The 13,835-nt window shown below is 67.2% G+C and carries 13 protein-coding genes; 3 read left to right on the top strand and 10 right to left on the bottom strand.

The features are described from left to right. The first annotated feature begins 93 nt into the window (after nucleotides 1-93). Complete coding sequence (locus ACZ5TO_RS18575; protein ID WP_184140854.1) at nucleotides 94-399, top strand: hypothetical protein; 306 nt, start codon at nucleotides 94-96, stop codon at nucleotides 397-399. 193 nt (nucleotides 400-592) lie between these two features. Here ACZ5TO_RS18575 and ACZ5TO_RS18570 read toward each other — a convergent pair whose 3' ends face one another. The 5 genes from ACZ5TO_RS18570 to ACZ5TO_RS18550 all read right to left on the bottom strand — a co-directional run bounded on the left by ACZ5TO_RS18570 (nucleotide 593) and on the right by ACZ5TO_RS18550 (nucleotide 3,142). Further along, nucleotides 593-916 carry a hypothetical protein gene (locus ACZ5TO_RS18570; RefSeq protein ID WP_184140852.1) on the bottom strand — a complete coding sequence of 108 codons (324 nt, stop codon included), beginning with the start codon at nucleotides 914-916 and terminating at the stop codon, nucleotides 593-595. Nucleotides 917-973: 57 nt separating this feature from the next. Next, on the bottom strand, nucleotides 974-1,993 hold the full coding sequence (locus ACZ5TO_RS18565; RefSeq protein WP_464800750.1) for a GlxA family transcriptional regulator: 1,020 nt from the start codon (nucleotides 1,991-1,993) through the stop codon (nucleotides 974-976). A 119-nt stretch (nucleotides 1,994-2,112) separates the two neighbouring features. Beyond that, nucleotides 2,113-2,346, bottom strand: a complete 234-nt coding sequence (locus ACZ5TO_RS18560; RefSeq protein ID WP_184140847.1) for a DUF2171 domain-containing protein — start codon at nucleotides 2,344-2,346, stop codon at nucleotides 2,113-2,115. A gap of 70 nt (nucleotides 2,347-2,416) precedes the next feature. Continuing rightward, on the bottom strand, nucleotides 2,417-2,608 hold the full coding sequence (locus ACZ5TO_RS18555) for a DUF3008 family protein (protein WP_464800749.1): 192 nt from the start codon (nucleotides 2,606-2,608) through the stop codon (nucleotides 2,417-2,419). Between the two features lie 63 nt (nucleotides 2,609-2,671). Then, nucleotides 2,672-3,142, bottom strand: coding sequence for an Lrp/AsnC family transcriptional regulator (locus ACZ5TO_RS18550; RefSeq protein ID WP_184140843.1), 471 nt, complete (start codon nucleotides 3,140-3,142; stop codon nucleotides 2,672-2,674). Nucleotides 3,143-3,422: 280 nt separating this feature from the next. Here ACZ5TO_RS18550 and putA point away from each other — a divergent pair, with 280 nt between their 5' ends. Beyond that, the gene (gene putA / locus ACZ5TO_RS18545) at nucleotides 3,423-7,103 is read left to right on the top strand and encodes a trifunctional transcriptional regulator/proline dehydrogenase/L-glutamate gamma-semialdehyde dehydrogenase (protein ID WP_464800748.1); all 3,681 of its coding nucleotides are present in this window, start codon (nucleotides 3,423-3,425) and stop codon (nucleotides 7,101-7,103) included. Nucleotides 7,104-7,138: 35 nt separating this feature from the next. On the opposite strand, the gene ACZ5TO_RS18540 is transcribed toward putA, so the two are convergent. Then, nucleotides 7,139-8,002, bottom strand: a complete 864-nt coding sequence (locus tag ACZ5TO_RS18540; protein ID WP_464800747.1) for a DMT family transporter — start codon at nucleotides 8,000-8,002, stop codon at nucleotides 7,139-7,141. Between the two features lie 113 nt (nucleotides 8,003-8,115). On the opposite strand from ACZ5TO_RS18540, the gene ACZ5TO_RS18535 reads away from it, so the two are divergent. Then, nucleotides 8,116-9,510, top strand: coding sequence for an aminotransferase-like domain-containing protein (locus ACZ5TO_RS18535; RefSeq protein ID WP_464800746.1), 1,395 nt, complete (start codon nucleotides 8,116-8,118; stop codon nucleotides 9,508-9,510). Here ACZ5TO_RS18535 and ACZ5TO_RS18530 read toward each other — a convergent pair. The 4 genes from ACZ5TO_RS18530 to ACZ5TO_RS18515 all read right to left on the bottom strand — a co-directional run bounded on the left by ACZ5TO_RS18530 (nucleotide 9,507) and on the right by ACZ5TO_RS18515 (nucleotide 13,744). Further along, nucleotides 9,507-10,289, bottom strand: coding sequence for an ABC transporter permease (locus ACZ5TO_RS18530; protein ID WP_464800745.1), 783 nt, complete (start codon nucleotides 10,287-10,289; stop codon nucleotides 9,507-9,509). The genes ACZ5TO_RS18535 and ACZ5TO_RS18530 overlap by 4 nt on opposite strands. A 2-nt stretch (nucleotides 10,290-10,291) precedes the next feature. Further along, the gene (locus ACZ5TO_RS18525) at nucleotides 10,292-11,470 is read right to left on the bottom strand and encodes an ABC transporter permease (protein ID WP_464800744.1); all 1,179 of its coding nucleotides are present in this window, start codon (nucleotides 11,468-11,470) and stop codon (nucleotides 10,292-10,294) included. Next, the gene (locus tag ACZ5TO_RS18520; protein ID WP_464800743.1) at nucleotides 11,467-12,546 is read right to left on the bottom strand and encodes an ABC transporter ATP-binding protein; all 1,080 of its coding nucleotides are present in this window, start codon (nucleotides 12,544-12,546) and stop codon (nucleotides 11,467-11,469) included. The genes ACZ5TO_RS18525 and ACZ5TO_RS18520 overlap by 4 nt, the downstream gene beginning before the upstream one ends. 145 nt (nucleotides 12,547-12,691) lie before the next feature. Continuing rightward, entirely contained in the window at nucleotides 12,692-13,744 is a 1,053-nt protein-coding gene (locus ACZ5TO_RS18515) for an ABC transporter substrate-binding protein (RefSeq protein ID WP_184140831.1), read from the bottom strand. Nucleotides 13,745-13,835 lie beyond the last annotated feature (91 nt).

Genomic DNA, 13,835 nt, shown 5'->3' with positions numbered 1-13,835 from the left:
CAGTTTGAATCATCCCCTGGAACCAAGTCGCGCGATAAAAGTTCTCCTTCCGACATTCTCTCAATCCAGGCCCTCAATTCAGGAGACATGCCCATGGCTGACGAAAAGAGCACCGGCAAGCGCACGCTCGGCGTCGTCGAAGGTCGCGACACGGTTTCGCAGGAAGCGCGCAGCGCCGAGGCGGAGGCGACGATCAACGAGCAGATCGAGGCGTTGAAATCGGAAATCGGCCGGCTGAAGGAATCCGCCGGGCTGATCGCCGAAGGCACCGGCCAGCTGGCGGCCGCCAAGGCGGAATCCCTGCGCGACGACCTGCGCCAGACCATCCAGGCCAACCCCCTCGCCGCCCTCGCCGGCGCCGCCCTCATCGGCTACCTCTGCGGCCTGCGCCATCGGTGATCCTGCCGGCAACTCCGCTCACCGTCGTCATCCTCGGCCTTGAGCCGAGGATCCATGCCACGAACGCAGGGCGTGCCGAGGCATGTGGATGGTCGGGTCAAGCCCGACCATGACGGAGGAGACAAGGCAGGAGAAGAGAAGAAAAAGCCCGGCATTGCCGGGCTTTCCTGCATTCAGGGCCAATCGGCGCTCATCAGAACCAGCGCTGGCGGCGGGGCGGTTCGCTTTCGAGGGAACCGATGAGATAGCCGAGAACGATGCCGGCAAGGCCGGCCGTCAGGACGAGTGTCGAAACGGCGGCGGGGTGCTCGCGGGCCGCCTGGGCCACCGCCGCGCCCTCGTTGCGGACATAGCGGCTGGCGGAGCGGACCGCCGGGCGTGCCGCCTCCATCGCATTGCCGGCACGCTCGCGCATGGTGTCGTAGGCTTCGGCGCCCTTGTCGCCGAGGTCCTTCTGGAGCTGGGCGATTTCCGCGCGCAGGGCTGAAATCTGGGATTGAACGTCGTTGCTTGCCATTGCGGTCTCCTTGTCAGCAATGAGGGACCGAACGGATGAAGAGGCCTTCTGGTTCCGTCAGCTCGCCTGGCGTCGGCCGTCGCGGCGGATCTGCGAGGGCGTATCGCCGAAGGCCGCACGGAAGCGGCGGGTGAAGTGCGACAGGCTCTCGAAGCCGGTTTCCAGCGCGATCTCGATCAGCGGCTTGTTGGTGCGGATCACCATGGTGAACGCCGCGGCCATGCGGATGCGCATGTAGATCGTGCTCGGCGAGGCGCCCATGTCACCCTCGAACAGCCGTTCGAGCTGCCGGCGGGAAACGCCGGTCATGGTGGCGATGCTGTCGATGGAAAGAAGGTCTTCCGTGTGCTGCTCCATCATCATGATGGCGAGATGCACCCGGCGGTCGCGCGCCTCCAGCCCCAGCGGGTTGCGCGGCTGGAGGTCCGTCGCGTCGCGCCGGTGGCGGATCTGCAGGATTTCCAGCGCATTGCGCTCGGCCGCCTCGCCGACATGGTGGCGCACGAGCGTGGCGGCAAGGTCTGCGACGCTGCTGCCGCCGGCACAGGTGGCGACCTTGCCGTCGAAGCGGAAGATCTGCTCCGAGGTCGCCTCGATGTCGGGATAGCGGGCGCGGAAATCGCGGTGGTGCAGCCAGCTCACGCAGGCCGTATGCCCCTTGAGCAGGCCCGCCTCGGCCAGGATGAAGCTGCCCGTGCACAGGCCGATGAGCCCGACGCCGGCATTGGCCGCCTTGCGCAGGTAGGTCTTGGCATAGCTGTCGATCGGCTCCTCCACGCTGAGGAGCCCGCCGACGATGGCGATGTAGTCGAAACAGGAGGGATCGGCGAAGGGCGCGGTCGGCGCGACCTGAATGCCGCTGGAAGAGGAGATGAAGTTGCGCGTGCTGGAAAGCACGTCCCAGTCGCAATTGACGCGCCGGGAGCGATCCTCGCTGTCACTGGCAAGCCGTAGCGTATCGACGAACAGGGCAAAGGCGGAAAGGGTGAAACCCTTCGACAGGATGAAGCCGACGCGCAGCGCCTTCGGCGCCGACGCCCCGCCAATCTCCTTCGATGCGCGCACATCCACCGCCATCCGGGCCTCCCAAACCGCCACTGTCTGCTGTCATAACAGATTTCGCCGGTCCGCTCCATTCCTGCCGCGTACGAAAAAGCCGCCTTGCGGCGGCTTCTCGATGTCGGTTCGGCCCGACGTCAGTTCAGCGACGTCCATTGGCGCTGGACGTCGTCGGCATTCTTGTTGAGATGGACATGCGCATCGACATGATCGACCCATTCCAGCGGAATGAGGTGGTGCTTGCCGTCGGTGGAATCGCTCTTCGTAAGCTTGATGCGGCTTTCGCCGTCGAGATGGTCCACGGTGCCGACATGGCGGCCGTCTGCGGCACGCACTTCCATGTGTTCGCGAATGTCTGTTGCAGCAACCATTGGGGTTCTCCTTCATTTGGGATGACCCCAGGGGAACGCCGGACCCGGCGCGTGGTTCCGGCCCAGTTCCTCAATCCGACTTGGACTTGTGCTCGGGCTTGCCCTTGCGCTTGGTGGAGGCGAGCTCCTCCAGCTCCTTCTCGGACATGGATTTCTCCATGCCCTTCGAGGCGCCCTTGAGTTCGCTCTTCTTCATGTCGCCGCGCTTGGCGGCAAGGGCGGCGCCGGCGGCCTTCTGCTGTGCTTTCGATTTTGCGGGCATGGCATCCTCCTTGGCGATGATCCGATCAACCCGCAATCGCCTCGCGTTGTTCCTTGGCGTGCCTCAGCCGCGTTCCTTCACCGTCTCCATCGCCACGTTGGTCGAGGTGCTGGCGACATAGGGCAGGTTCGAGATTCGCTCGCCGAGGACGAGCCGGTATTTCTTGATGTCGCGCGTGCGGATCTTCAGGAGATAGTCGAAGCGGCCGGCGATCATGTGGCACTCCTCCACCTCCTTGATCTTCTTCACCGCCGCGTTGAAGCCGGTCAGCGCCGCCTCGTGCGTGTGGGTCAGCTTCACCTCGGCAAAGGCGATGTGGTCTAGGTTCATCTTCGACGGATCGAGGATCGCCTTGAAGCCCTGGATGAAGCCGTCGGCGATCAGCCGCTTGAAGCGGTTCTGGCACGGCGTCTTGGAAAGGCCGACCTTCTCCGCCAGCTCGGCCACCGGGATCCGGCCGTTTTCCGCCAGCTCCTCGAGTATCTTCCGGTCGAAGGCGTCCAATGAACTTTCAATCTGGGAAATATCAGGCAAATCGACCTCCGCATGGCTAAAAATAGACCCATATAGCCTAAATCATAATGATACGAAGTCCATATGCTTTTCGGCCGCGTGATATTGTCCGCACCGGCTTTCCCGGAACGAAGTCCTGCCGCGTTCCGACGAGACCGGGGGAGACGGATGCAAGACGACCGCTTCGATGCTAGCATGGCGCCGGACCTGTTCCGCCGCGGCATCCCAAGGCGGAACGCGCCTGCCGTCGCCTTCATCCGCTGACCTTCACGACACCAAACCGCTTCTCATAGGTCCTCCGATGCACAAGCCCGCCGACACCGCCGCCCCCTTCTCGCATTTCGCCCCGCCGATCCGCCCGCAGACGGACCTGCGACAGGCGATCACCGCCGCCTACCGCCGCCCCGAGACGGAATGCCTGCCGCCGCTCGTCGCCGCCGCGCGCGTTTCCGAGCGCGAGCGCTACGACATCCGCAGCACCGCCCGCACGCTGATCGAGGCGCTGCGCGCCAAGCACAAGGGCACGGGCGTCGAGGGCCTGGTGCAGGAATATTCTCTGTCGAGCCAGGAAGGCGTGGCGCTGATGTGCCTTGCCGAAGCCCTGCTGCGCATTCCCGACACCGATACGCGCGATGCGCTGATCCGCGACAAGATCGCCGAGGGCGACTGGACCTCCCATATCGGCGGCGGCAAGTCGATGTTCGTCAACGCGGCCACCTGGGGCCTCGTCGTCACCGGCAAGCTCACCTCGACGGTCAACGACCGCGGCCTTTCCGCCGCATTGACGCGCCTCATCGCGCGGGCCGGCGAGCCGGTCATCCGCCGCGGCGTCGACATGGCGATGCGCATGATGGGAGAACAGTTCGTCACCGGCGAGACGATCGACGAGGCGTTGAAGCGCTCCAAACCCCTTGAGGCCCGCGGTTTCCGCTATTCCTACGACATGCTGGGCGAGGCCGCGACGACGGCCGCCGACGCCGAGCGCTACTACCGCGACTACGAGGCCGCCATCCACGCCATCGGCAAGGCCTCGGCCAGGCGCGGCATCTATGAAGGCCCCGGCATTTCCATCAAGCTCTCAGCATTGCATCCGCGCTATGTCCGCGCGCAGGCCGAACGCGTCATGACCGAGCTTCTCCCGAAGGTGAAGGCGCTCGCCGCCATCGCCAAGGGGTACGACATCGGTCTCAACATCGACGCCGAGGAAGCCGACCGGCTGGAGCTTTCGCTGGACCTCCTCGAAAGCCTCGCCCTCGACGAGGACCTCAAGGGCTGGAACGGCCTCGGCTTCGTCGTGCAGGCCTATGGCAAGCGCTGCCCCTTCGTGCTCGACTACATCATCGACCTTGCCCGCCGCGCCGGCCGGCGCATGATGGTGCGCCTCGTCAAGGGCGCCTATTGGGACGCCGAGATCAAGCGCGCCCAGCTCGACGGTCTCGACGGCTTTCCGGTCTACACCCGGAAAATCTACACGGACGTCGCCTATGTCGCCTGCGCGCGCAAGCTGCTCGCCGCGACGGATGCCGTCTTCCCGCAGTTCGCCACGCACAACGCGCAGAGCCTTGCCACGATCTACCAGCTCGCAGGTCCCGACTTCACCGTCGGCAAGTACGAGTTCCAGTGCCTGCACGGCATGGGCGAGCCGCTCTACGACGAGGTGGTCGGCAAGGACAAGCTCGACCGGCCCTGCCGCATCTACGCCCCCGTCGGCACGCATGAGACGCTGCTGGCCTACCTCGTCCGCCGCCTTCTGGAAAACGGCGCCAACTCCTCCTTCGTCAACCGTATTTCCGACCCGAAGGTCTCGGTGGAATCGCTGATCGCCGATCCGGTCGACATCGTCGCCGCCATGCCCGTCGTCGGCGCGCAGCACGACCAGATCGCCCTGCCGGACGACCTCTTCGGCAAGGCCCGCAAGAATTCCAGGGGCCTCGACCTCTCCAACGAGGTGACGCTTGCCGGCCTTTCGACCGAGCTTGCCGGCACCGCCGCCCGTGAATGGCATGCCGCGCCGCTTCTGGCCGACGGCACGGCCGAGGGCGAGACGAGCGACGTGCTGAACCCGGCCGACCATCGCGACGTCGTCGGCCGCGTCACCGAGATCCGCGCCGAGGATGGCGAGCGCATCGTCGCCATGGCCGCCGAACACGGCGCTGCCTGGGCCGCGACCGCACCCGCCGAGCGCGCCGCCAGCCTCGACCGGGCAGCGGACATCATGGAAGGCCGCATCGAAGCGCTGATGGGCATCATCATGCGCGAGGCCGGCAAGTCGGCGGCCAACGCCATCGGCGAGGTGCGCGAGGCGGTCGACTTCCTGCGTTATTACGCCGAACAGGCCCGCCGCACGCTCGGCCCGGCGCACCTGCCGCTCGGGCCCATCGTCTGCATCAGCCCGTGGAACTTCCCGCTCGCCATCTTCACCGGACAGGTCGCCGCCGCCCTCGTCGCCGGCAACAGCGTGCTGGCCAAGCCCGCCGAGGAGACGCCGATCATCGCCCATGAGAGCGTGAAAATCCTGCACGAGGCCGGCGTTCCGGTCGGCGCGCTGCAGTTCGTGCCCGGCGCGGGCCGCGTCGGCGCCGCCCTCGTCGGCGCGTCGAAGACGGCCGGCGTCATGTTCACCGGCTCGACGGAAGTCGCCCGCCTCATCCAGGCGCAGCTTGCCGAACGGCTTTCGGCCGGCGGCAAGCCGATCCCGCTGATCGCCGAGACGGGCGGGCAGAACGCCATGATCGTCGATTCCTCGGCGCTCGCCGAGCAGGTCGTCGGCGACGTCATCGCTTCGGCCTTCGACAGCGCCGGCCAGCGCTGCTCGGCGCTGCGCGTGCTGTGCCTGCAGGACGACGTCGCCGACCGCACGCTCGCCATGCTGAAGGGTGCGCTGAAGGAACTGTCGCTCGGCTGCACGGACAGCCTCAACGTCGATATCGGCCCCGTCATCACGGCGGAGGCGCGCGACGGCATCGACAAGCATATCGAACGCATGCGCGGCCTCGGCAACACGGTCGAGCAACTGCCGCTGCCGGCCGGCACGGAGCACGGCACCTTCGTTGCGCCGACCATCATCGAGCTGAAGACGCTTTCCGACCTGAAGCGCGAGGTCTTCGGCCCCGTGCTGCACGTCATCCGCTTCCGCCGCGCCGATCTCGACAAGCTGATCGACGACATCAACGCCTCGGGCTACGGCCTCACCTTCGGCCTGCACACGCGCCTCGACGAGACGATCGCGCATGTCGTCAGCCGCATCAAGGTCGGCAACGTCTACGTCAACCGCAACATCATCGGCGCGGTCGTCGGCGTGCAGCCCTTCGGCGGACGCGGCCTTTCCGGCACCGGCCCCAAGGCGGGCGGCCCGCTCTATATCGGCCGCCTCGTGCAGAAGGCCCCCGTGCCGCCGCAGCAGGATTCGGTGCATACCGATCCGGCGCTGCGCGACTTCATCACCTGGCTCGACCGCAAGGGCAAGGCGGCGGAAGGCGAGACGGCGCGCAGCTTCGCCAACCGCTCGGCGCTCGGCCTCGAACGCGAGCTGCCGGGCCCGGTCGGCGAACGCAACCTCTATGCGCTGCATCCGCGCGGCCGCGTGCTGCTCGTTCCGAAGACGGAAGAGGGCCTGCTGCGGCAGGTCGCCGCCGCGCTCGCGACGGGCAATGCGGTCGCCATCGACGACGTCGCGTCCCTGAAGCCGGCGCTTTCGGACCTGCCGGCCTCTGTCGCGGCCCGCCTGTCCTGGTCGGCGGACTGGGAGAAGAGCGGCCCCTTCGCCGGCGCGCTGGTCGAGGGCAATGCACAGGACGTGCGCAACGCCACCCGCAAGATCGCGGCGCTTTCCGGCCCACTCGTGCTGGTTCAGGCTGCATCGAGCGAGGAGCTGGCGAGCGATCCGGAAGCCTATTGCCTCAACTGGCTGCTGGAAGAGGTCTCGACCTCGATCAACACGGCCGCCGCCGGCGGCAACGCCAGCCTGATGGCGATCGGCTGACGCCGGTCCGGCAAGGCGCCACCCCGGCGCCTTGCCTAGCGGGCGAACTTTCGTACGCCGGCGACACAGGCGACGACGGCGAGTGTCGTCGCCACCATCAGCGGACTGACCTTCTCGTGCAGCAGGCCGGCGGCCAGAAGCAGGCCGAAGAAGGGCTGGAGCAGTTGCAGCTGGCCGACCGCCGCGATGCCGCCGAGCGCAAGGCCGCGATACCAGAAGACGAACCCCACCAGCATGCTGAAGACCGAGACATAGGCGAGCCCAGCCCATGCGCTGCCGGCAATGCCCTGCCAGGTTCCCGGCAGCGAAGCGAGCGCGATCACCGCCATCAGCGGCAGGGAGAGGACGAGCGCCCAAGAGATGACCTGCCAGCCGCCGAGACGGCGCGAGAGCTTCGCGCCTTCCGCATAGCCGAGCCCGCAGGCAAGGACGGCCGCGATCATCAGGAGGTCGCCGGCAACGGAAATCTCGCCGCCGGCACTCAGCGCGAAACCGGCGACCGTCGCACTGCCGAGGCAGGAGAACAGCCAGAACATCGGCTTCGGCCGCTCCCCGCCGCGAAGGACGCCGAAAACGGCGGTGGCGAGCGGCAAGAGGCCGATGAAGACGATGGAATGCGCCGCCGTGACATATTGCAGGGCGAAGGCCGTCAGGAGCGGAAAGCCGACGACGACGCCGAGCGCAACGATGACGAGCGAGAGGAGATCGCCGCGCGACGGCTTCTCCTGCCGCAGCGCAAGAAGCAGCGCCGCACCCAGCAGCGCGGCGATCACCGCCCGGGCGGAGGTGAGAAACAGCGGCGAGAAATCCGTGACCGCCACGCGCGTCGCCGGCAGAGAGCCGCTGAAGATGACGACACCGGCAAGCCCGCTGCCCCAACCGTCCATGGATGTTTTCATGTTTCCTCGCTTTCCTTACTCCCGCTACGCGCGAAGGGCTGGCCAAGACAGGAACAAATCCATACAATTTTGCAAAACTGTACTGGTTCAAATTCCCATACACGAGGCGCGCCATGCTGGAGACTGCTGTGAGGGGCCGGACGACCGAGGTCATGGCTGCCATCCGCGAACGCATCGCCGGCCGGGCGCTGGCGGCCGGCGACCGGCTGCCGTCGATCCGCCGTTTCGCGGCGGCGATGAAGGTGTCGCCCTCAACCGTCGTCGAAGCCTATGACCGGCTCGCCGCCGAAGGGTTGATCCGCGCGCAGCGGGGTTCCGGCTTCTACGTCGCCAGCGCGGCGCCCGCGCCCTTGCGTCTGGCGGAGGCCGAAACGCCGAAGGCGCGCGCGGTCGATCCGTTCTGGGTCTCGCGCCAGTCGCTCGATGCCGATGCGGCAGTGCTGAAGCCCGGCTGCGGCTGGCTGCCGGCGGACTGGATGCCGAACGATGCGCTGCGCCGGGCGATCCGCGGCCTCGCGCGCAGCGACGGCGACCTTCTTGCCTATTACGGCAGCACGCGCGGCTCGCCGGCTCTGCGCCGGCTGCTGCTCGGCCGGCTGGCGGAAGAAGGCATCGCCGCGGGGCCGGACCACCTGATGCTCTCCAGCACGGGCACGCAGGCGCTCGACCTCGTCTGTCGCCTCCTGCTGCGGCCGGGCGACACGGTGCTGGTGGACGACCCCTGCTATTTCAACTTCCAGGCACTCCTGAAAGCACATCAGGCACGGGTGGTCGGCGTGCCCCATACGCCTTCAGGGCCGGATGTCGCGGCCTTCGAGGCGGTGCTTGCCGCCGAGCGCCCCCGCCTCTACATCACCAATTCGGCGATCCACAACCCGACGGGCGCGACGCTCGTCCCGCAGGTGGCGCATCGCATCCTCAACGCGGCAGCGACCGGTGAAACCATCATCGTCGAGGACGACATCTTCACCGATTTCGAGCCCGAACCCTCGACGCGTCTTGCCGCTCTCGATGGGCTGGAGCGCGTCATCCGCATCGGCAGCTTCTCCAAGACGCTTTCCGCCTCCGCGCGCTGCGGCTACATCGCCGCACGGCCGGACTGGATCGAGGCGCTGGTGGATTTGCAGATCGCCACGAATTTCGGCGGGCCGAGCCCGATCTCCAGCGAGATCGTCGCGCACATGCTGGCGGGCGGCGGCTATCGCAAGCACATGGAGGAACTGCGCCGCAAGCTGGTGCGCCTGCGTCGGGAGACCGCGGACCGGCTTTTGCGGCTCGGCATCGAGCCCTGGCTGATGCCGCGGGGCGGCTTCAACCTCTGGTGCCGGCTGCCGAAGGGGCGGGATTCCGGCGAAGTCGCGCAGGCGGCCCTCGCCGGCGGCGTCGTCTTCGCACCTGGCAATGTCTTCAGCGTCTCGCAAGGAGCGGCCGGCTTCATGCGCTTCAACGTCGCGCACATGCAGGATCCGCGCATCTACCGCGTGCTGGCCGATGCCCTGAAAGGCTAGCGGCGCCTGGCCAGCATCGAACGCGACAGGACGACGGCAAGGCCGATGAGCAGCGTTGCGGCGATGAAGAGGAAGGCGGCAGCGGCAATCGCCGGGCTGATGTTCTCGCGGATCGAGGAGAACATCTGCCGCGCCAGCGTGCGCTGGTTGGGACCGGCGACGAAGAGCGTCAGCACCACCTCGTCGAGCGAGGTGGCAAAGGCGAGCACGGCGCCGGAGAGCACGCCCGGCATGGCGAGCGGCAGGGTCACGCGGCGGAAGACGGTCGCGGGCGCTGCACCGAGGCTCTCGGCGGCAAGCTCCACGCGCTCGTCGATGCCGGCAAGCGCCCCGGTGACGCTGACCACCACGAAGGGCACGGCGACGACCGTATGGGCGATGATGACGCCCATATAGCTGTTGGTGAGGCCGAAGCGCGCCAGAAGCACCTGCATGCCGACGCCGAGCACCACGGCCGGCACCACCATCGGCAGAAGGAAGAGCGTGCGCACCGCGCCGCGGAAAAGGACGACCCGGTTGCGAAGGCCGAGCGAGGCGGCCGTGCCGAGCGCGGTGGCGAGCACCGTCGTGCCCGTGCCGACGATCAGGCTGTTGACGATCGCCCGCCGCCAGGCATCGGCGAAGAAGAGCTCGTGGAACCAGCGCATCGACCAGGAGGGCACCGGATAGGTGAGGATGACGCTCGAGGTGAAGGCGAGCGGCAGGATGGCGATGAGCGGGGCGACGAGGAAGAGGATCGTCAGCGTTGCGAAGGCGGTCTTGGCGAGCTTCATCGGCATGGTCAGCGCCTCCCCGGCTCGTCGGCCGAAAGCCGCGCATAGACGCTATAGAGGAGGAGCGTCGCGACCAGCAGCACGACGCCGAGCGCACCGGCCATGCCCCAGTTCGCCGAGCCCGTGGCGTAGAAGGCGATGATCGAGGAGATCATCTGGTCGCCCGGCCCGCCGATCAGCGCGGGCGTGATGTAGTAGCCGATGGCCGAGATGAAGACGAGCAGGCCACCCGAGGCGACGCCGCGCAGGCTGAGCGGCAGCAGCACGCGCAGGAAGGCCCGCAGCGGCGGCGCGCCGAGCGAGGCGGCCGCCGGCATCAGGTTCTTCGGAATGGTGATCAGCACGGAATAGATCGGCAGCACCATGAAGGGCAGCAGCACATGGGTCATGGCGATGATGACGCCGGTGCGGTTGAAGATCAGCGGCAGCGGCGCGTCGATGAGGTGGAGCCAGCGCAGGAGGTCGTTGATGAGCCCCTGTTCCTGCAGGAGGATGAACCAGGCGGCCGTGCGCACCAGAAGCGAGGTCCACAGCGGCAGCAGCACGGCGGCGAGCATCAGGTCGCGCTTCCAGCCGGACAGCGAGGCGGCGATGATGGCATAGGGATAGCCGATCGCCGCGCAGAAGAACGTCACGAGCGCGGCGATCCAGAAGGTGCGCACGAGGATGACGCTGTTGACGGACTGGTCGGCCGGCAGGTGCTCGATCTCGCCGGCGGCATTGCGGCCGAGGTCGAGGGCGGCGAGCAGGTTGCGGTCTGTGAGCGGCGAGAGCGCATCGGCGATGGCGAGCCAGAATTCGGGCTTGCCCCAGCGCTTGTCGATGGAAACGAGGTCGGCGGGCGGATTGTCGGTATCGCCGAGCGCGCTCGTCGTCTTGCCCATCAGCGTGCGGAAGCCAGAGCGGGCGGAGTTGAGGCGGCGTACCATGTCGCCGAGCGCCTGGTCGTCGTCGACGGCCCGAAGATCCTCCATCAGCGCCTGCTGCATGGGCAGGGTCGGCGGCGAAGTGCGGTCCCAGCCGGCCAGCACCTCGGCGCTGCGCGGCAGGAGGCGCAGCACGGCCGTGTCGGACACCGACTGCGACATCATGCTGAACAGCGGCCAGACGAAGAAGGCGAGCAGGAAGACGAGGAGCGGCGCAAGCAGGAGCAGCGACCGGACGGTCCTGGGCGCGGCCGCCGTCATGGCGCGATGACCCGGCAATCGCCGGCCGAGAAGGCGGCATAGACCTTGGTGCCCGGCGGGAACTCCCGCGAGCGGCGGCCGAGCTTGGCGATCAGCGGATGGGCGTCGTTCTGGAGCTGCACGCGCAGGTGATCGCCCTGGTAGACGAAATCGGCGACCTCCGTTTCGAGCACGTTGCGCGCCTCGCCGCGCGTCTCGCTGAGATCGACCCGCTCCGGCCGGATCGAGAGATAGACCGGCTGGCCCGAGGCGACGGGCGCGGAAACGGCCGAGACGATGCGCGCGCCGGAGGAAAGGCGCACCGTCGCCTCCGCCCCCTCGACCGCCTCGACGACACCTTCGACGAGGTTGGTCTCGCCGATGAACTCGGCCACGAAGCGGGTCGCCGGCTCGTCGTAGACCTGGCGCGGCGTGCCGATCTGCTCGATCCTGCCCCTGTTGAAGACGGCGACCCGGTCAGACATGGTCAACGCCTCGGACTGGTCGTGCGTGACGAAGACGATGGTAAGGCCGAGGCGGCGGTGGAGATCGCGGATATCGAGCTGCATCTGCTCGCGAAGCTGCTTGTCGAGCGCGCCGAGCGGCTCGTCCATCAGCACCACGCGCGGCTCGAAGACGAGCGCGCGGGCAAGCGCCACGCGCTGCTGCTGGCCGCCGGAAAGCTGCGAGGGCCGGCGCTCGGAAAGCGCGGAAAGCTGCACCATGTCGAGCGCCCGCTTGACGCGCCCGGCAATCTCCGCCCGGCCGAGCCCGCGCATCTGCAGCGGAAAGGCGACGTTCTCGCCCACTGTCATATGCGGGAAGAGCGCATAGCTCTGGAAGACGACGCCCATGTCGCGCTTGTGGGTCGGCACGGCATTGATCGCCGCCCCGTCGAGAAGGATGGCGCCGGAGGTCGGTTGCTCGAAACCCGCGAGCATCATGAGGAGCGTCGTCTTGCCCGAGCCGGACGGGCCGAGCAGGCTGACGAACTCGCCCTTGCCGATGCCAAGGTCGAGATTCTCCACCACGCAGAGCGAGCCGTAGAACTTTGTGATGCGGTCAAACCGGATGAATTCGGCCAAAGGATGCTCCATGACTTCTGCTGGCTGCCGGAAGCTCGCGCGCCGGCGAACGCAAACCTCACTTTCGTCATCCTCGGGTCAAGCCCGAGGATGACGACGGAGGGGGCAGGCTTACCCGCTACCGGGGGCGAGGCATGCCCCCGGATCGGGATGCCCTTTACTGCGCCAGCCAGGCGTTGAAGCGCTGCGTCAGCGTTTCTGCGTTGTCGATCCAGAAATCGACGTCGAGGGAGATCGCGTCCGTCATGTTGGCGGGATCGGTCGGCAGGTCCTTGGCGAACTTTTCCGGCACCTTGGCGGCGGCTTCCTTGACCGGCAGGCCGTAGGCGACGAATTCCGGCAGCTTGGCCTGGTTGTCCGGCTCGCTCGCAAAGGCGATGAAATCCTGCGCGGCGTCCTTGTTCTCGGCGTCCTTCAGCACGACCCAGCTATCCACGGCATAGATGCTGCCCGGCCAGACGACCTTGAAGTTCTTGCCTTCCGTGCGGTTGATGCCGGTGATGCGGCCGTTATAGGCCGAGGTCATGGCGACTTCGCCGGAGGCGAGGAACTGCAGCGGCTGGGCGCCCGATTCCCACCAGACGATGTTCGGCTTCAGTTCGTCGAGCTTCTTGAAGGCGCGGGCGACGCCCTCCTCCGTGCCGAGCACGTCGTAGATCTCGTCCTTCGGCACGCCGTCGGCAAGCAGCGCGAATTCGAGCGTATACTTCGGGCCCTTGCGTAGCGAGCGCTTGCCGGGGAACTTCTCCACGTTCCAGAAGTCCGCCCAGGAGGTCGGGCCTTCCTTCAGCTTGTCGCCGTCATAGGCGATGGCCGTCGACCAGACGATGGCGCCGACGCCGCAGTCGTTGACCGCGCTGTCGAGGAAGCGGTCCTTGCCGCCCATCTTGTCCCAGTCGATCTTCTCGTAGAGGCCGTCGGCACAGCCGAGCGCCAGTTCCTCGGATTCGACCTGAACGGCATCCCAGTTCGGCGCGCCGGCCTTCACCTTGGACTGGATGACGCCGATGCCGCCGTCCCAGGCCTCGTCCAGCACGGGCTTGCCGGTCTTTTCCGCGAACGGCTTGAAATAGATCTCGCGCTGCGCGTCCTGATAGTTGCCGCCCCAGGAGACGACGGTGAGGTCCCGCGCGAAGGACGGCGCCGCAAGGCTTGCCGAAAGCGCGAGCGCGGCGGCAGCGAGGATCCCGGATTTCAAGATTGTCTTCATTGCACTCCCCTTTTTCGTTTGGATGGAACCGGCCATCCGGCTCCGATGACGATATGCTGCCGCCGTCCCCGCCTTTGGCGTGTCGACGCTG

The organism is Shinella sp. Sh6 (assembly GCF_055392685.1).
This window is presented reverse-complemented; position numbering and strand designations above follow the sequence as displayed.